Genomic DNA, 17,327 nt, shown 5'->3' on the forward strand with positions numbered 1-17,327 from the left:
CCGAAGCGGGGGTCGTGGAGAGGGCAGGCGGGCCAATGTGGCGAGGATCCCGACCCTCACCCCTGCCCCTCTCCCGGAGGGAGAGGGGAAAAAGAACGAAGCCACGACCGAAACGCCGCAGAAGACGCGGTAGCGCGGGGGTATGGCGCAAGCGGCACAGGGATGTGCCGCGGTCGCGCGTTGGAGCAGGACGCGGAACCGCGCGATGCGCCATACCCCCGCGCTGCCGCGGCTCCGTCCGAAGCCGCCCACGCTGATGCGGTTGCCCTTGCCCTTGCCCTTGCCTTTGCGGTTGCCGTTGCCGCTGCCGTTGCCCTAATCAAGATGGCGGAACGGCAAGGGCGGCGAGACAGCCAGAAGCCGGACGCAGAGGTCCGGCAAACCCCGGAGCGTCAGCCCCCGACCAGCGAGCGCAGCTTGCGGCCGATGCGGCCCAGCAGCGACTCGCGCTTGGTGTCCTTGGCCGGGGCGGGCGCCTGGGCCGACGCCTGGCCGCGCAGCGACGGCGCCGACTGGCGGATCGCCGGCACCGCGGACGGATTGGACTGGTCGCCGGCCGGTACGTTGCCGTCGACCGGCTTGCCGCGACGACGACGGCGACGCTTGCGCGGCGCGCGCTCGCCCTCACCCTCGCCCGCCGGAACCGCACCGGCCCCGGCCACCGCCGGCTGCGGACGCGGCGCCCGTTCCGGTGCCGCCGCCTGGGCCTCGCCACCGGCAACGGCCGCGCCCTCGCCCTGCGGCTTGCGGCGCGGACGGCGCTCGCCCTCGCGACGCTCGCCACCGCCACTGCGGCCACCGCTGCGACCGCCGCGCGAACGGCCGCCGCCACGACGCTCCTCGTCGGCGGCACGCTGCTCGCGCGCCTCGCGGAAGATCTGGCCGATGCTCTCGCCGTCATCTTCCTCGCCCTCGGCCGCTTCCGGCTTCGGACGCTGCGGGCGCGGCAGCGCGGTCAGCAGCTCCGCGGTGACCGGCTCGGACGGGATCTTCTGGTCGATGTAGGCCTCGATGTCCGGCAGCGACATCGCGTAGCGCTCGCAGGCGAAGCTGATCGCATCGCCCTCCTCGCCCAGGCGCGCGGTACGGCCGATGCGGTGGACGTAGTCCTCCGCGTCGAACGGCAGGTCGTAGTTGTAGACGTACTTCACGCCGTCGATGTGCAGGCCGCGGGCGGCCACGTCGGTGGCCACCAGGATCTCCAGCTGGCCGGCCTGGAACTTCTTCAGCAGCGACTCGCGCTTCTTCTGCGGCACGTCGCCGGACAGCACGCCGACGCGGTAGCCCGCTTTCTCCAGCGCGCGCGCCACCCGCTCCACGAAGGCCTTGGTGTTGACGAAGATCATCGTCCGCGCGCCTTCGCTGCGCGACAGCAGGCCCAGCAGCAGCGGCAGCTTCTCCTCGTCGGCCGGGTAGTACAGCTTCTGGCGCACGCGCGCGGCGGTGACGGTCTCGGCCTCCACCACCAGCTTCTCCGGCTCGTTCATGTGCTCGTAGGCCAGCTCCAGCACGCGGTGGCTGAGGGTAGCCGAGAACAGCAGGGTCTGGCGGGTGGTGCGCTCCGGCATCCGCCGCAGCAGGAAGCGGATGTCCTTGATGAAACCGAGGTCGAACATGCGGTCGGCCTCGTCCAGCACGCAGACCTCGCAGGCGTGCAGGGACACGACCTTGTGCTGCTTGACGTAGTCGATCAGGCGGCCGGGGGTGGCGATGATGACGTCGGCCCCCTTCTGCAGCAGCTCGCGCTGCTTGTCGTAGTCCACGCCGCCGTAGACCAGGGCGAACTTCAGGCCCAGGTCGGAGGCGAACTTCATCGCGTCCTTGTGGATCTGGATGGCCAGTTCGCGGGTCGGGGCCAGGATCAGCGCGCGCGGGTCCTCGACCTTGCGGTCGGCCAGGGCCGGGCGGGTGAGGAGGCGGTTGATCACCGCCACCAGGAAGGCCAGGGTCTTGCCGGTGCCGGTCTGGGCCTGGCCGGCGACGTCGCGCCCGGCCAGCGCCATCGGCAGGGTCATGGCCTGGATCGGAGTGCAGCGGGTGAAGCCCGCCGCCTCCAGGCCGGCGAGCAGCGCCGGGTGCAGGTCGAACGAGGAAAAAGCTACATCGGTCAGCGGTTTGTCGCTCATCATCCAGTCTTCATGAGGCCCGTCGCAGCGTGTCGCGGTGGGCGGCTTGCATCGGTTTCCGGCGCGCCGCACACTGCGGGCCGTCGTCGGATCGCGCGGCCGTCGGGGGGACGGTAGCCCCCTTGACTTCTCCGCGAAACGCCCCAGTTTACCCCAAAGGCGCCGCCGGCCCCGTTTCCGCCGGCGCCGGCAATCACGGAGATATAAAGTGAACGACAAGGTGATGCACGTCGGCGATGCCGATTTCGACAGCGCCGTGCTGCAGTCCCAGGAACCGGTTCTCGTCGATTTCTGGGCCGAATGGTGCGGCCCCTGCAAGATGATCTCGCCCATCGTGGACGAGCTGGCCGAGGCCTATGAAGGCCGGGTGAAGGTGGCCAAGGTCAACATCGACCAGAACCGCGCGACCGCGATCCGCTACCACGTGCGCTCGATCCCGATGCTGCTGCTGTTCAAGGACGGCCAGATCCAGGCCACCCAGGTCGGCGCCGTCGGCAAGGGCCAGCTGACCCAGATGATCGACCGTACCCTCGGCGCCGCCGCCTGAGGAACAAAGCCTTGCGGGACGGCCGGGGAGGCCGTCCCGACAGCGCCTGAACCGCTTGCCTGGCCCGCTTGCCGGGCGGCCGGAGGCGGTGATAGTGTCGGTACAGCCGGCCGCAGATCCGTGGCCGCGTCCTGTCCGCGGACCACTCCGCCGGGCCCATCCCACCAGGATCCCAAACGCCCGCACCGGGCGCTCGCACCTACCAGCGAGGAATCGCAATCTTGTCCGAGAACACCCTGCCTGAAGCGCCCGGGAGCGAAGACGCACCCGCCGAGAAGCGTGCGCGCAAGCGCGTGAGCAAGACCGCCGACACCGGCGGCGAAGCGGCCGCCGCGGCCGCGCCCGCTGCTCCGCCGGCGCCTCCCGCACAGGCCCCCGCCCCGGTCCAGTCCGGCGGCGACAACGCTTCCAGCAACAACGCCCCGGCCGCCGAAGGCGCCGCCCCGCAGCAGCCTGGCGCCAACGCCGGCGGCCAACCGCAGGGCGGTGGCGAAGGTGGCGACCGCGACCAGCGCGAAGGCGGTGGCCGCAACCGCCGCGACCGCTTCCGCAACCGCCGCGACCGCCAGCGCGAACGCTTCCGCGACGACGGCGGCATGCAGGACGACAACGGCAACAACCAGATGCAGCAGCCGCCGCGCCCGCACCCGAGCGTGCCGGAAGGCTTCCCGCAGTACTCGCTGGGCGACCTCAAGCGCATGCCCGCGCACAAGCTGCTGGAGATCGCCGAGCAGCTGAACATCCACGAGGGCGTGGCCCGCGCCCGCAAGCAGGACGTGATCTTCGCCCTGCTGAAGGTGCTGACCCGCCACGGCGAAGGCGTGCAGGCCGACGGCGTGCTGGAAATCCTGCCGGACGGCTTCGGCTTCCTGCGCGCGGCCGAGGCCAGCTACCTGGCCGGCCCGGACGACACCTACATCTCGCCCAGCCAGATCCGCCGCTTCAACCTGCGCACCGGCGACCACCTGTCCGGCCGCATCCGCTGGCCGAAGGACGGCGAACGCTACTTCGCCCTGGCCGTGGTCGACACGATCAACGGGGAGCCGCTGGAAGCGTCGAAGAACAAGGTCCTGTTCGAGAACCTGACCCCGCTGTTCCCGCGCCGGCGCTTCCGCCTGGAGCGTGGCGACGGTTCGACCGAGGACATCACCGGCCGCATCCTCGACCTGATGGCCCCGCAGGGCAAGGGCCAGCGCTCGCTGATCGTCTCCCAGCCGAAGGCGGGCAAGACGATGATGATGCAGCAGATCGCCACCGCGATCACGACCAACCACCCGGACGTGCACCTGATCGTGCTGCTGATCGACGAGCGTCCGGAGGAAGTGACCGAAATGCAGCGCACCGTGCGCGGCGAGGTCATCTCCTCGACCTTCGACGAGCCGGCCGCGCGCCACGTGCAGGTCGCCGAGATGGTGATCGAGCGCGCCAAGCGCCTGGTCGAGCACAAGAAGGACGTGGTGATCCTGCTCGACTCGATCACCCGCCTGGCGCGCGCCTACAACAACGTGGTGCCGTCCTCGGGCAAGGTGCTCACCGGCGGCGTCGACGCCAACGCCCTGCACCGCCCGAAGCGCTTCTTCGGCGCGGCGCGCAACGTCGAGGAAGGCGGTTCGCTCACCATCATTGCCACTGCGCTGATCGACACCGGCAGCAAGATGGACGAGGTGATCTACGAGGAGTTCAAGGGCACCGGCAACTCCGAGGTGCACCTGAGCCGCCGCATCTCCGAGAAGCGCGTGTTCCCGGCCATCGACATCAACCGCTCCGGCACCCGCCGCGAGGACCTGCTGATCGAGCCGGAACTGCTGCAGAAGATCTGGATCCTGCGCAAGCTCCTGCACCCGATGGACGAGATCGGCGCGATGGAGTTCCTGCTGGACAAGATGAAGAACACCAAGTCCAACGACGAGTTCTTCAGCTCGATGAAGCGCTGAGCCGGACCCTTCCGGCAAGGCCCCGGAAAGCCCCGCCGACGCGGGGCTTTCCTGCATCCGGGGGGCGCGCGGCAGCGGTCGGCGCCGTCTTCACCGGCACTGGAAGTCGCCCGCCCCTACCGGCGCGCAGCCGTCGCCCCACCTGCCGGTCTGCCGCCAGTAGGCGACAACGCCGGCTTCCACCAGCAGCTTCCTGAAGTCCGGGTGCGCGCGCAGGCCCGAATACGGCGCGTTCCACAGGGCCACGTAGGGGTAGTGCGACACGGCTCCCTCGTCGAACCCTTCCTGTGCTTCCAGGTACCTGCGCAGGGCCGCCATGGCCAGGTCGGCATCGCCCAGGGCGTCGGCGACGTTGATCGCCAGGTATGCGGAGTTGCCGGCATCGCCGACGGAGCCGTCGACGACCCGGCGCACCAGGGCCAGCATCGCCTCGCGCCGGCCGAGCACCCCACCCAGCTCGCGGAAGAACGGGGTATCGAAATCCTGGCCGTTCCGCAGCAGCCGTCCGTGCAGTTCGCGCAGTTCCTCCAGCCCGCCGGGACGCTGTCCGGCCAGCTGGCGGAAGAACGCCACGCAGTCCGGCTCGACCTGGCTGCCTTCCAGCTGCTGGCCACGCCGGTACTCGGCTTCGGCTTCCTGGTAGCGGCGCGCGGCGGTGTAGTCGTACTGCAGGTCGCGGGACAGGAACAGCGCCATCGGTTCGACCGCCCGCACCTGCTCGACCAGCGCGATGGTCTCGTCCAGGTGGCCCACGGCGTAGAGCATGTACGCGTAGTCCCAGACCCGCTCCCGGGTCAACGGCCCGGAGTCGACGACCTCCTTCGCCAGGGCGATCGCCTCGGCACGCCGCCCCTCGCGCCACAACGCATTGGCGCGGTCGCGCTTCGCCACCCAGGTGTCCGGCGCGATCCGCGCGATGTGCGCGCGCACCCGCCGCGCTTCGGCGCGCAGCTCCCCTCCCCGCGCGTCCCCGAGCTCCTGTGCCATCGCCACCAGCGATCCGGCCAGCGCGTCCCAGCACAGCACGCACCGCGGATCGAGCGCCACCATCTCCCGCGCCAGCTGCAGGCGCTCGCGATCGTGCCCGAAGTCGAACAGCTCGCGCATCCCGATGCCGCGCCAGCGCAGGTAGCGTTCATACGCCTCGACGCTGGTGGTACCGCCCTGGTCGCGGTTGAACTCCGCCACATCCAGCTTCACGCTCAGGGCCCGGGCGACATCGCGGGAGATCTCCTCCTGTACCGCGAACACGTCGCGCAATTCGCGCGCGTAGGTCCGCGACCAGAGATGGATGCCGTCGTCGGCGCGGACCAGCTGCGCGGTGACGCGCAGCCGGTCGCCTTCCCTGCGCACGCTGCCTTCGAGCAGGTAGTCGACGCCCAGCTTGCGGGCGATCGCGCGCAGGTCCTCGTTCGAGCCCCTGAACGCAAAGCTCGAGGTGCGCCCGACCACCCGCAGCGCAGGGGCCTGCGCAAGCTGGCCGAGGATTTCCTCGGCCAGGCCGTCGGCGAGTTACGCCTGGTCGTGCGCGCGGGAAAGGTCGGCGAATGGCAGGACCGCCAGCGAGGGCTGGCTGCCGGGCGGCACGGCCGGCGACGCGGCTTCACGTCCCGCGTGCCACCACCATGCCGCCGCAATCGCGACGGCCAGGCCGCCGAGAGCGACGACGATCCGCCATCGCGACCGCCGGGCCCGAAGCGGCCCGGCGCCAGGCGTGGCCACGGATTGCGCGGCGGCGTCCGTCGCCGGGGCAGCTGCGACGGGTTGCGCCGTGGCGTCCGTGTCGGCCCCGGCAGGCAGGTCGAAGCGGTATCCCACCCCGTACACCGTACGCAGCAGGCGCGGGTGCAGCGCATCCTCGCCGAGCGCCTGGCGCAGCAGGCTCATGATCCGGTTCAGCACGCCCGGGGTGACATGCCGGTGTCCCCAGACCGCGTCGAGGATCTCGTCGCGGGTGAATACCGTACCGGGTGAACCGGCCAGCAGGGCGAGCACCGCGAACGCCTTGGGTTCCAGCGCCTGTTCGCTGCCGTCGCGCCACAGCCGCCGGCCGGCGAAGTCGATGACCAGGCCGTCGAAGGCAAGGCTGCATGGATCCTGCTGCGACATAGGCCCTCGGGCGGTAGCCCCCGCTGCCCGAGTATAGGGGGCGTACCCCCGCGGCCCCGGGCCCAAGCCTTTCCCAAGCTTTTGCCCCGCACCCCGCGGTAGGCCTGCGACTGGCCTCATGACTCCCGCCACGCGGAAAGGGACGCTGTCCGCACCGGATGCGCTGCCGGCAGCAACGACAGGAGGAAGCCATGAATGCAGGCAACGGGGTCCCGACGGGTCGTGCCCGGGCGCGGGAGGCGATCCCTGCCGCCCGGGCGTTGCGCCGGGTCGGCCGGTTCTTCCATTTCGCAGCGCTGGCCGGGCTTGCCGCGTTCGGTGCCTACATCGTCGCCCGGGCCAGCGGTGCCACCTCGCGGAACTTCGACCAGTGGCACCTCCTGGTCGCGGGCCTGCCGATGCCGACCGCCGCGGACTGGATCGCCAATCTCGGCATCGGCATGCACTTCGCCATGGGTGCGATCCTGGTACTGCCCTGGCCGATCCTGTTCTCGGCCACGATCCGCGCGCGCCACCGCGCGGTGCACCGCTGGACCGGGCGGGTCTACGTCGGCGCGGGCTTCCTCGCCGGCGTCGGTGGCATGTCCTTCATCCTGGCCCATGGTGCATACGCCCCACCCGCTTCAGTCGCGTTCGCGATATGGGGAGCGCTGCTGATGCTGAGCGCGGTCATGGCCTACCTACACGCCCGCGGCAGGCGCTTCCAGCAGCACCGCGCCTGGGCGATCCGCCTGTTCGCGATGGTGCTGGGCTCCTGGCTGTTCGATCTGGAAATCCGCGCCTGGAACGACCTGACCGGCGGAATCGGCGTCGGCGAGGGCAACACCTTCGGTCCGTTCGATCACGCGATCCTCTACCTGTTCTTCGTGCCCAACCTGCTGGTCGCCGAGTTCTTCATCCGCGACTGGCACAGGCATCCCGCGTTGTCACGAACCCTGAAGTGGCCGGCGCTGGCAGCGCTTGTCGCCGCAGGTTCCGTGTTCGCTTACGCGATCCTCGCCGTGAGCGCGACCCAGGGCGGAAAGTACGGGCGCCACCTGTTGCAGCTCGTGTCAGGCTGAGGCCGCCATGACCAGGTGCGGGCGGCCTCGGAGAGGTCGCTGGCCCGCCTAGGGAGCGGTGCCGGGATCGCGCTCAGCCCTCGGTGAACACGCCCAGCTCGTGCTGCAGCACCAGCCGCGGCGAGGCGATGTCGCCGGAGGCGCTCATGTTGGCGATGGCCGGGCCGTCGGCCAGCGGCTTGGGCTCCACCACCGTCTGCCGGCGCGCCCAGGTCATGCCCTCGAGCTGGAACGCGACCGGGACGCGCGTGCGCGCCAGGCCGCCCTCGTACTGCAGGGCCTTCGGGTTGAGCTGCCACCGCGACACGACCCTGCGGACGACGCTCTGGAATTCACGGGCGTAGGTGGCCGCCGCTTTCGGCGCCCGCTCCACCTCGCTGCGCAGGTCGATGCGTTCGACTTCCGCCCCGACCACGCGCCCCGTCCCGTCGACGGTGACCACCATCGCCACGTCCGCCGCGACGCCGGCCTGGGCCGCGGCGGGCGGATAACGCGGCGGCGGGATGCGCACCCCCTCGTGGAGGAGGAGCCGGTTGCTGTCGGCAAGCAGTTCGTAGAAATCCGCCTTCTCCACGGCCATCTCCGCACTGTTGCCGTCCGCGCCGATGGTCGCCTTCAGCACCATCTCCGCGCGCGCACGCACCGGGATCGCCTGGCCGTTCTCGATCACCGGCTCGAAGCGCCAGCCGGAAACGTGCTGCTTGAGCGCCGCGTCGACCTTCGCGCCCACCGACTGCTCGACGGTGTACGACTGCACCGTGCCGTCGGCGGCGACCTCGATGATGCCCCGGGCATGGGCCGTCCACACGTCCCCGGGCGCCGCCAGCGCGGTCCCCGCCATCGCCGTGCACGCCAGCAGGGCCAACCATGCCAGCCACTGCGTCCTCGCCACCGCCAACCACCGCGTGCTGTCCATGCGCGCTCCCCGGGATGGAATCCGGGCCGAGGATAGCGGAAGTGGGTACCGGGGATTCGACGCCCTGGCCGGCTGGCCCCGGTCAGGGTGCCTGCAGCCGCTCGATCATCGGCGCCAGCCAGCGCGCATAGGGTTCCCACTTCGGCTTCTCGCGCACCTGGATGCCCTCGCGCACCTGCACGGCGCTGGCGGTGACCACGCCGCGGCTGGCGCCCGGCTGGAGCATGGCCGGGTCGAAATCCACGCCGCAGAACGCCGCCACCCGCCGCATCTCCGCTTCGGTGTCGCGGACCAGGCGGCGGTAGTCGACCTCGAGGATCCGGTCGGGATGGCGCGCCTTCCAGTGCCGCATCAGCGCGTCATGCATGCGGTGGTAGTCGGCCAGCTCGATCGGATCGTAGCTGTAGGCGTTGGCTTCGGAGAACAGCTCGCGCAGGTTGGAGAAGCAGGTTTCGACCGGGTCGCGGACCATGTGCAGGATCCGCGCCTGCGGCAGCGCGTGGACGATGAAGCCGACGTTGAGGAAGTTCGACGGCAGCTTGTCGCTGAAGACCCGCTCCTGTCCCAGCCGCCAGGCCAGGCCTTCGAGGTACTGGCGACCGGCCGCGCCCAGGTCGGCGGTGCGCGCGCGCTCGACCAGCACCGCATCGATCACCCCGCGGCAGTGGTGGTCGGTGGCCTGGCGCATCGCGCTGGTGAAGTCGTACAGCTCGCCCAGTCCACGCACCTGCGGATGCCTGCCGAGCAGCTGCTCCAGCAGCGTCGTCCCCGAGCGGTGCATGCCGACGATGAAGACCGGCGTGCGCGCGTCCTCCTGCATGGCGGGCACCGGCGGCGACGCCGGCTCGAACGCCGCCAGCGCATCGAACAGCACACGGGTGGCCGCGCTGTCGTAGGCCAGGCGCGAGCGCTTGGCGCGGCAGGCCAGGACCAGGGCCTGCCAGGCCTCGTCGTACCGCCCGAGGTCGTCGAGCTCCTTGTGCAGGGCGAAGCCCAGCAGGGCGATGTCCTCGGGCCTGCGCCCGGGCCTGGCCAGTTCGCGGCGGATCGCCTCGACATGGTTGCGTTCGCCGGTCTGCCGGCCGAGCCAGGCCTGCAACCAGTAGCCCTGCGCGATCTCCGGTGCCCGCCGCAGCGCGCGGGCGATGTCCTGCCCGGCCTCCTCGAAGCGGCCCAGGTAGGTCAGCACCTGGCCGCGCGACAGCAGCGTCGGCGGGAAATCCGGATCGGCGCTGCGCGCCTCGTCGAGGAAGGCGATCGCGCGCTCGGGCAGGTTGGCGTAGCTCAGCTGCGCGGCGACCGCCAGCAGCAGCGGGATCGGCATGCGCGACATCGGCAGCAGGCGTTCGATGCATTCGAGCATCGCCGGCACCTGGTTGAAGGTGCGCAGCCGCGGCAGCAGTTCCACCAGCAGCGCCGGATCGCTGGCGCCGCTGCGCGCCGCCTCCCGTGCGTGCCGCGCGGCGAGGCGGTAATGCCCGGCCAGCGAATGCAGGTACGACAGCTGCACCAGGGTGCAGGGATCGCCGGGTACCTGCCCGAGCGCCTGCTCGCAGGCGGCGATCGCCGCGCCCCAGTCGCGGCGCGCGGCGTGTTCCTCGGCGGCGGAAAGCAGCGGCCAGATTGCCTGCGGCGCAGGGAAGCTCATGCCGCGTCCTCCAGCATGCGGAGCAGTGGCTGCAGCTGGACGGCGTAGCGCCGCCACGCACCGATGGAACGCTCGTGCACGGCCTGGCGCACCTGGCTGCTGCTGGCCGTGGACACCGGTGTGGTGTTGGCCGCGATGTCGTGCAGGCCGGCATGGGCAGGGAGGCCGAGGAACTCCAGCAGCGACGCGGCGACCTGTTCCGGCTCGCGCGCCAGCGCCTCGTAGTCGACCACGCGCACCGCGCCGGGCGCGGCGGAAGCCCAGTGCGCGGTCCAGCGGCGCACGTTGCGGCAATGGCTGGCCAGGTCCTCCAGCGTGTAGCTGCACGGATACGCGCCGCCCTGGAACAGCTCCTTGAGGTTGGAGAAGCAGGCATCCAGCGGATCGCGGCGCAGGACCAGGATCCGCGCCTGCGGCAGCGCGCGCAGGAGCAGCGGGATGCAGCTGAGGTTGAGTGGGTTCTTGTCGACCAGATGGGTCGCGGCGGCGGGCGCACCGGCACGGGTGCGGCGCAGGTAGATCCGGCCGGCCTCGGCGGCATCGGCGCCTGTGAACAGGTCGTCCATGCCGGGATGGGCGGCGGGATGGAAGAAGCGGCCGGTCGCCTCGCTCACTGCCGCGGCCAGGTCGTTGCGCTCGCCCAGTGAATGCACGGCGGGATGGTTGCCGAGGATGCGGTCGAGCAGCGTGGTGCCGGTGCGCGGCATGCCCACGATGAACACCGGCCGCGGACCGCCGCCCTCCTCTTCCGGCGCTGATGCAGGAACGCCGGCCTGCATCATCGCCTCCAGCGCCGCAGCCTCGCGGGGACCGTCCCAGGCATGGCGGCGACGCATCAGCGCGGCGCCCTGCGCCAGTGCATCCCATGCCGAAGCGGTGTCGTCGGCCGCGTCGAACTCGCGGAACAGCGCGTAGCAGAGATGGGCGCGCGAGAGGTCGTCCCCTGCCGCCGCCAGCGCGCGCTGCAGGCGCGGCACCCGCGACAGCGGCGGGTTCGCGCGCGAATGGGTGGCCAGCGCCCAGTGCGCATCGGCCAGGCCCGGCGCGACGGCCAGGCAGGCTTCGTAGTGGCGCTCGGCCTCGTCCATGCGGCCGAGGTAGCGCAGCACGTTGGCCCGGGTCAGGCGCAGCAGCGGATGGCCCGGCGCGCGCGGCTCCACGGCATCGAGCAGGCGCAGCGCCTCCGCGTAGCGGCCGGCCAGCCACAGGTGCTGGGCGAGCGCGGGCGAGTGCGCGATCACGTCCGGGTCGTTCCAGTCCGCGGCCAGGATCACCGCGACCGCTTCGTTCTCCTCGGCGAAATCCAGCAGGCGCGCGGTGACGTGGCCGATATGGCGCACGCCGCTGCCTTCGCGCACCGCCGCGGCAGCACGCAGGGCATGCGCGCGCGAGGCCGCGTAGTCACCCGCCGCCTGCGCCAGGCGGGACATGCGCAGCCGCGCCGGTACATGGGCCGGTTCGATCTCCAGGATCCGCTCGTACAGCAGGCGCGCCTGCGGCCAGGCGCCGGCGGCCTCATGCTGTTGCGCCTGCCGCCACGCTTCCACGATCGACTGCATCGCACCTGCCCGGAAAGGATGAGCCAAGCATAGCCTCGCCTTGCGTCCATACCGGACGGCCAGGCGCGGCTGCCGGGGAAGCGAGGCCGCCTTGCGGCGGCCTCGCGAAGTACAGCCAGGAAATACCGCAGGTCAGAAGTCGTACTGGATCATGAAGCGCACGCTGCGCGGGCTCTGGAAGGCACGCGGCAGCAGGTACGTGTTGAGCGGCACGCCGGTGGCGCCGTCCTCGGCCACTTCGGTCACCGCGATGCGCTTCTGGTTGTTGAGGACGTTGAACACGTCGACCTTGAACCACAGGCCCGGCGCCCACTTCGGCGCGTAGGCGAGGTTGAGGTCGATCGAGTTGGTCCACGGCAGCCGGCCCGCGGTGCCGCGCGGCACCGGATCGGCCGGGCCGTCCACGCCGCCGCTTTCGGTGGTGCCGCAGCGGAAGAACGATGAGCCGTACGGGTGGATGCCGCCGTGGTACGGGTACAGCACGCCCAGGCAGTTGATCGGGCGGCCGGACTGCACCAGCAGGTTGCCGCCGACCGACCACTCGTCGTTGATGCGGTAGGCGCCGAACACCTTCAGGCTGTGGCGGCGGTCGTTGGGCAGGTAGCCGTAGGCGTCGACCATCAGCTCCTTGTAGTCGAAGTCCTGGGTGACGCTGGTATCGGCCTGGCCGATGTCGGACTTCACGCCGCCCTCGGTATTGCCCTTGTTCCAGGACATCGTGTACGAGGCGCTAGCGAACCAGTTGTCCCAGTCGCCGTCCCAGAACAGCTCCAGCGAACGGTAGCTGCGGCGCGCCGGCGGCGACAGCAGTTCGCCGGGCACGGTGTACTCGTGGAGCACGCCGTTGTCCTCGACGTCGGTGAGGAACACCGAATCGGCGCCCGGGTTGAACATGCGGCAGTACGGGAAGCCGCTGCCCGGCAGCACCGGGTCGAGGCCGTCGGCCACCGCCTGGTCGTAGATCGGCGTGTAGTCGCAGTTGTCGTCGATGGCCGCCTTCAGCTTGCGGTAGATGCCCTTGACGCCGATGTTCTGGTGCTCGGTCAGCGCGTACTGCGCGCCCAGGATGTACTCGTCCTGGTACATCGGGTCGAGGTTCTTGGAGGCGATGGTCGCCGCGTTCTTCGCCTCGCCGAACTCGCCGTTGATGTAGCTCAGCCCGCCGCGCGGGGTCAGCCCGATCGGCGCGCCGGTGACCGGGTCGACGCCGGTGAAGTCGAAGTTCTGGCGGGTGAACAGCGAGCGGCTGGCGCCGCGCACGGCCACGCTGGCGGTCAGCGGCAGCGCGTAGCGGCCGGCGGTACCGTAGACCTTGAACGTGGAATCGCCGTTGACGTCCCAGGAGAAGCCCACGCGCGGCGAGAACTGGTTCTCGATCTTGACGTAGGCCTCGCCGTCGCCGTTGAAGTTCTCGAAGGTGTCCCAGCGCGCGCCGAGGTAGGCCAGGAAGGTGTCGGTGACCTGCCAGTTGTCCTCGATGTACCAGGCCTTCTGCTCGACGCGGACCGTCGAGCCCTGGTTGACGATCTGCTCGCGGACGATGTCGAACTCGTCGCCGGTGTTGGCGATGCCGTCGGGACCGTTGTTGGTCGAATAGCGCCAGATGCGGCCGCCCTCGTACGAGGTGCCGGCGACGGATTCGAACTCGTCGGTGTCGTAGCCGAAGCCGATGCGGTGGTCGCCGATTTCCCAGTCGAAGTCCAGGCGGAACTGGTCGCGGGTGTCCTTGGAGTCGGCGCGGTCGATCGAACCGCCGATGATGTTGCAGGTGCTGGCGTAGGTGCCGGTGATGGCCTGGCGGTAGCCCGGGCGCACGTCGGTGATGATCGGGCAGCCGGTGGCCGGTTCGGCGAGGTTGCCGCGGTACTCCACGCGGTCGCCGTTGGCGGTGACCAGGTGGCGCGCACGCGAGTATTCGCTGGTGCCGTACAGCGCCGAGAGCGAGAAGGTGTCGGTCAGGTAGCCGGTGTAGCGGAAGATGTAGTTCTCGCCGCCGGCCTCGTTGTACGAGGTGCCCACCAGCGGGCCGCGGTCGAGTTCGCCGAGGGTATTGCTGTAGGTCTTCGTCGTGGTGGTGCGCTTGTCCGACATCCCGGTGAACTCGAGGTGGTGGTCCTCGTTGATCGCCCAGTCGAGCTTCACCAGCCAGATCGGATCTCCCTTCTCGGTTTCGGAGGTGTTGGTCTTGGACAGGACCGTGCCCCACTCGTCCTTGTCGACCTTCTTGAAGGTGACCGCGCCGTAGGCGAACAGCTTGTCCTTCACCAGCGCGCCGCCGGCCCAGGCCGAGGCGGCCCACTCGCCCAGCGTGTCCTTGGAGTTGTCCTGGCGGATCTTGCCCAGGTCGTCGGGGACCAGCGGGTTGGAGTAGTACGCGTTCGCCGGCTCTTCGCGCAGCGAGTCCGGCGACCAGAACACGTTGGCGCCGGCGGTGAACTCGTTGGTACCGCGCTTGGAGACCATGTTGACCACGCCGCCCAGCGAGCGGCCGAACTCGGCGCCGTAGCCGCCGGTCATGGTCTGCTGCTCGGCGATCGACTCGTACGGCGCCTGGGCGAAGTTCAGGCTGCGGAACGAGTTGGTGATGTTGAAGCCGTTGAGGTAGTACTGGTTCTCGGCGACCGAGGAACCGCCGAACGAGGCCAGGTTGCCGAAGGCGGTATCGCCCTTGACCGTGCCGGGCGCCAGCAGTGCCACCGAGGTCGCGTCGCGCGACACCGGGATGCGGGCGATCTGCTCGGCGGTGAGGATGCTGGTGGAGGCCACCGACGAGACGTCGATCGGATTGACGCCACGGGTGCCCACCACGTTCACGGCGCCCAGCTCGGTGGCGCCGGCGCCGGCGCCGGCAAAGATGACCGGCGTACCGGTGCCGACGTTGACCGTCACGTCGCGCACCACGGTGCTGCCATCCGCGCGTCGCAAGGTCACCCGGTAGGTACCCGGCTGCAGCGAGGGAATGCGGTATGCGCCATCGGCACCCACCGTGACTTCGCGGTGGTAGCCGGTGGAAGGATTGTCGACAACAACGGTTTCGCCGGATGAGGCCTGACCGAAGAGCGCGCCTACTGCCTGCTGCGCGTGCGCTCCCGAACTGATGCAGAGGCCCAGTGCCACGGTCAACGCACTGCGCCGCAGTTTGCGGTTCAGAGATGAGCGGTTCATGTTGTCCCCAGTTTATGAATGTGCCCTGACGGGCGGTTTCAAACGTGACTTATGGCAGATGCCCGCGTCAATGAACTGTGTCCCATTTAGGTTAGACAACCGTTAAGAAATGTGACTGCGTTCACATTTTCCGACGAACGGACGGCGCGCCCCGGGGGTAAGCGGCGGGCCTCGGGCCCGGTTCCGGTGTCGCCCACCGCGCCCTGCCCTGCCGGCAGCTGGCTCCAACCGCGCCCAGCGACGGCCCCCGATGTCTTGCACCACCCCTCCCGGCAGGCGACGCGCATCACGCGCACGGCACCGCTGCAGCGCCGTTCCAACTCCGGTCCGCCTCGCCGCCGCATAATTCGCGGCAATGGATTCCCCCTTCACTTCCTCCCTGAGCCTGGAACTGGCCCTGGTGCTGCTCGCCGCGGCGATCGTGGCGGTGCCGCTGTTCCGCCGCTTCGGCCTGGTCGCCGTGCTGGCCTACCTCGGCACCGGCGTGCTGCTGGGCCCGGACGGCATCGGCGTGGTGCGCGATCCGGCGCACATCCTCGGCGCCTCGGAACTGGGCGTGGTCATGATGCTGTTCGTGATCGGCCTGGAAGTTTCGCCGGCACGCCTGGCACTGATGCGCAAGCCGGTATTCGGCGCCGGCGGCGCGCAGGTGTTCGTCTCGGCGCTGCTGATCGGCGGCGCGCTGCTGTTCTACGGGCTGAGCTGGAAGGGCGCGCTGGTGGCCGGCCTCGGCCTGGCCCTGTCCTCGACCGCGGTGGGCCTGCAGCTGCTGGCCGAACGCAAGGAGCTGGCCAGCGAGCACGGCCGCCTCGCCTTCGCCATCCTGCTGTTCCAGGACCTGGTGGCGATCCCGCTGCTGGCGATCATCCCGCTGTTGGGCGGGGTCAAGAACGAGACCCTGAGCTGGACCATGGTCGGCCACGCGATCAGTGCGCTGGCCCTGGTCTGGTTCGGCGGGCAGCTGCTGATGCGCCGCACCCTGCGCGTGGTCGCCAGCACCCAGGCGCCGGAAGTGTTCACCGCCACCGCGCTGCTGGCGGTGCTGGGCAGCGCCTGGATCATGCAGCAGGCGGGGCTGAGCCCGGGCCTGGGCGCATTCATCGCCGGCGTGCTGCTGGCCGACTCCGAGTACCGGCACGAGCTGGAATCGCAGATCGAGCCGTTCAAGGGCCTGCTGCTGGGCCTGTTCTTCATCGCCGTGGGCATGGGCATCGACCTGGACCGCATCGCCCGCGAGCCCTGGCTGATCGCCGGCGGCGTGGGCCTGCTGCTGGTGGTGAAGTTCAGCGTGCTGTACGCGGTGGCGCGGGTGGCGCGGCTGCCGCGCGGTTCGGCACTGATGCTCGGCGGCACGCTGTGGCTGGGCGGCGAGTTCGCCTTCGTCGTGTTCCAGGAAGCGCTGCGCGTGCGCCTGCTCTCGGCCGGCAACCACGACCGCCTGACCGCGATCGTCGGCGTGTCGATGGCGCTGATGCCGCTGCTGCTGATCGCGCTGGACCGCGGCCTGCGCGCGGCCCGCGCGGCGCGCCCGGAGCCGCCGCCGGCGCAGCCGGCCTTCGACGTCCCCGCCGCCGATCCGGCCACGCAGAAGCCGCGCGTGCTGGTCGCCGGGGTCGGCCGCTTCGGCCAGATCGTGGCGCGCCTGCTGGCCGCGCAGCGCATCCCCTACGTGGCCCTGGAAGCCGACCCGAAGCGCGTCGAGGACGTGCGCCGCAGCGGCGGCCGCATCTATTACGGCGATCCGACCCGCTCCGACCTGCTGCGCGCCGCCGGCGCCGAGCACATCGAGGTGTTCGTGGTCTGCACCGACGACCCGGAGAGCAACCTGCAGGCGGTGCGGCTGATCCGCCGGCTGTATCCACAGGCGAAGATCCTCGCCCGCGCCCGCGACCGCCACCACGCCTGGCGGCTGATGGACCTGGGCACCGAGCCGTTCCGCGAACTGTTCGGTAGCAGCCTGGAAGTCGGCGAGCGCGTGCTGCGCGAGCTGGGCGTACCGCCCGAGGTCGCCGCCGGCCACGTGCGCCGCTTCCGCGCCCACGACGAGGCGTTGCTGCAGGAGCAGTACCTGGTCTACGACGACGACGCGGCGCTGCGCCGCAGCGTGCGCGAGGCGCGCGCCGAGCTGGTGAGGCTGTTCGAGGCCGACGCCGCCGACGCGGCCGGCAAGGACCGGGATTCCGCCGCCGCGGACGACGCAGCCGGGCCGCCGCCGAACCCGGAACGCTGAGCGCGGCGGTGCCGCGCCGGCCGCGGTCGGGC

11 protein-coding genes are annotated in these 17,327 nt (G+C 70.6%); 4 read left to right on the forward strand and 7 right to left on the reverse strand.

The window, feature by feature from the left end:
• Positions 1-392: 392 nt before the first annotated feature.
• A complete protein-coding gene (rhlB, locus tag M503_RS0105230; RefSeq protein ID WP_028919267.1) occupies positions 393-2,126 on the reverse strand; it encodes an ATP-dependent RNA helicase RhlB in 1,734 nt (577 codons plus the stop codon).
• Between the two features lie 208 nt (positions 2,127-2,334).
• Here rhlB and trxA point away from each other — a divergent pair, with 208 nt between their 5' ends.
• Entirely contained in the window at positions 2,335-2,673 is a 339-nt protein-coding gene (gene trxA, locus M503_RS0105235; RefSeq protein WP_024868518.1) for a thioredoxin TrxA, read from the forward strand.
• A gap of 221 nt (positions 2,674-2,894) precedes the next feature.
• The gene (gene rho, locus M503_RS0105240) at positions 2,895-4,607 is read left to right on the forward strand and encodes a transcription termination factor Rho (protein WP_024868517.1); all 1,713 of its coding nucleotides are present in this window, start codon (positions 2,895-2,897) and stop codon (positions 4,605-4,607) included.
• Between the two features lie 90 nt (positions 4,608-4,697).
• Here rho and M503_RS0105245 read toward each other — a convergent pair whose 3' ends face one another.
• Both M503_RS0105245 and M503_RS16780 read right to left on the reverse strand, forming a co-directional pair.
• A complete protein-coding gene (locus M503_RS0105245) occupies positions 4,698-6,059 on the reverse strand; it encodes a hypothetical protein (RefSeq protein WP_028928132.1) in 1,362 nt (453 codons plus the stop codon).
• A 60-nt stretch (positions 6,060-6,119) separates the two neighbouring features.
• Positions 6,120-6,716 (reverse strand): winged helix-turn-helix domain-containing protein, encoded by a 597-nt coding sequence (locus tag M503_RS16780; RefSeq protein ID WP_051414277.1) that lies wholly within the window; start codon positions 6,714-6,716, stop codon positions 6,120-6,122.
• A gap of 191 nt (positions 6,717-6,907) precedes the next feature.
• Between M503_RS16780 and M503_RS16785 the strand changes: the two genes are divergently transcribed.
• Complete coding sequence (locus M503_RS16785) at positions 6,908-7,777, forward strand: DUF2306 domain-containing protein (protein WP_197017181.1); 870 nt, start codon at positions 6,908-6,910, stop codon at positions 7,775-7,777.
• A gap of 73 nt (positions 7,778-7,850) precedes the next feature.
• On the opposite strand, the gene M503_RS0105260 is transcribed toward M503_RS16785, so the two are convergent.
• From M503_RS0105260 to M503_RS0105275, 4 genes are all read right to left on the reverse strand, one after another.
• Positions 7,851-8,693 carry an energy transducer TonB gene (locus tag M503_RS0105260; protein WP_028919265.1) on the reverse strand — a complete coding sequence of 281 codons (843 nt, stop codon included), beginning with the start codon at positions 8,691-8,693 and terminating at the stop codon, positions 7,851-7,853.
• 82 nt (positions 8,694-8,775) lie between these two features.
• On the reverse strand, positions 8,776-10,341 hold the full coding sequence (locus M503_RS0105265; protein WP_028919264.1) for a tetratricopeptide repeat-containing sulfotransferase family protein: 1,566 nt from the start codon (positions 10,339-10,341) through the stop codon (positions 8,776-8,778).
• On the reverse strand, positions 10,338-11,900 hold the full coding sequence (locus M503_RS0105270) for a tetratricopeptide repeat-containing sulfotransferase family protein (RefSeq protein WP_028919263.1): 1,563 nt from the start codon (positions 11,898-11,900) through the stop codon (positions 10,338-10,340). Before M503_RS0105270 ends, M503_RS0105265 begins: the two co-directional genes overlap by 4 nt.
• A 132-nt stretch (positions 11,901-12,032) precedes the next feature.
• Positions 12,033-15,017: a TonB-dependent receptor gene (locus tag M503_RS0105275; RefSeq protein WP_197017182.1), complete on the reverse strand. Its 2,985-nt coding sequence runs from the start codon at positions 15,015-15,017 to the stop codon at positions 12,033-12,035.
• A gap of 403 nt (positions 15,018-15,420) precedes the next feature.
• Here M503_RS0105275 and M503_RS15725 point away from each other — a divergent pair, with 403 nt between their 5' ends.
• Positions 15,421-17,295, forward strand: coding sequence for a monovalent cation:proton antiporter-2 (CPA2) family protein (locus M503_RS15725; protein ID WP_051414283.1), 1,875 nt, complete (start codon positions 15,421-15,423; stop codon positions 17,293-17,295).
• The last annotated feature ends 32 nt before the right edge of the window (positions 17,296-17,327 follow it).

Source organism: Pseudoxanthomonas suwonensis J47 (assembly GCF_000513955.1).
Taxonomy (GTDB): Bacteria; Pseudomonadota; Gammaproteobacteria; order Xanthomonadales; family Xanthomonadaceae; genus Pseudoxanthomonas; species Pseudoxanthomonas suwonensis_C.

What these genes read in the sequence shown, in the direction of transcription:
- rhlB (WP_028919267.1), bottom strand. Translation starts at nt 2,126, where the DNA reads ATGAGCGACAAACCGCTGACCGATGTAGCTTTTTCCTCGTTCGACCTG.
- M503_RS0105265 (WP_028919264.1), bottom strand. Translation starts at nt 10,341, where the DNA reads ATGAGCTTCCCTGCGCCGCAGGCAATCTGGCCGCTGCTTTCCGCCGCC.
- M503_RS16785 (WP_197017181.1), top strand. Translation starts at nt 6,908, where the DNA reads ATGAATGCAGGCAACGGGGTCCCGACGGGTCGTGCCCGGGCGCGGGAG.
- M503_RS15725 (WP_051414283.1), top strand. Translation starts at nt 15,421, where the DNA reads ATGGATTCCCCCTTCACTTCCTCCCTGAGCCTGGAACTGGCCCTGGTG.
- M503_RS0105270 (WP_028919263.1), bottom strand. Translation starts at nt 11,900, where the DNA reads ATGCAGTCGATCGTGGAAGCGTGGCGGCAGGCGCAACAGCATGAGGCC.
- M503_RS16780 (WP_051414277.1), bottom strand. Translation starts at nt 6,716, where the DNA reads ATGTCGCAGCAGGATCCATGCAGCCTTGCCTTCGACGGCCTGGTCATC.
- M503_RS0105260 (WP_028919265.1), bottom strand. Translation starts at nt 8,693, where the DNA reads ATGGACAGCACGCGGTGGTTGGCGGTGGCGAGGACGCAGTGGCTGGCA.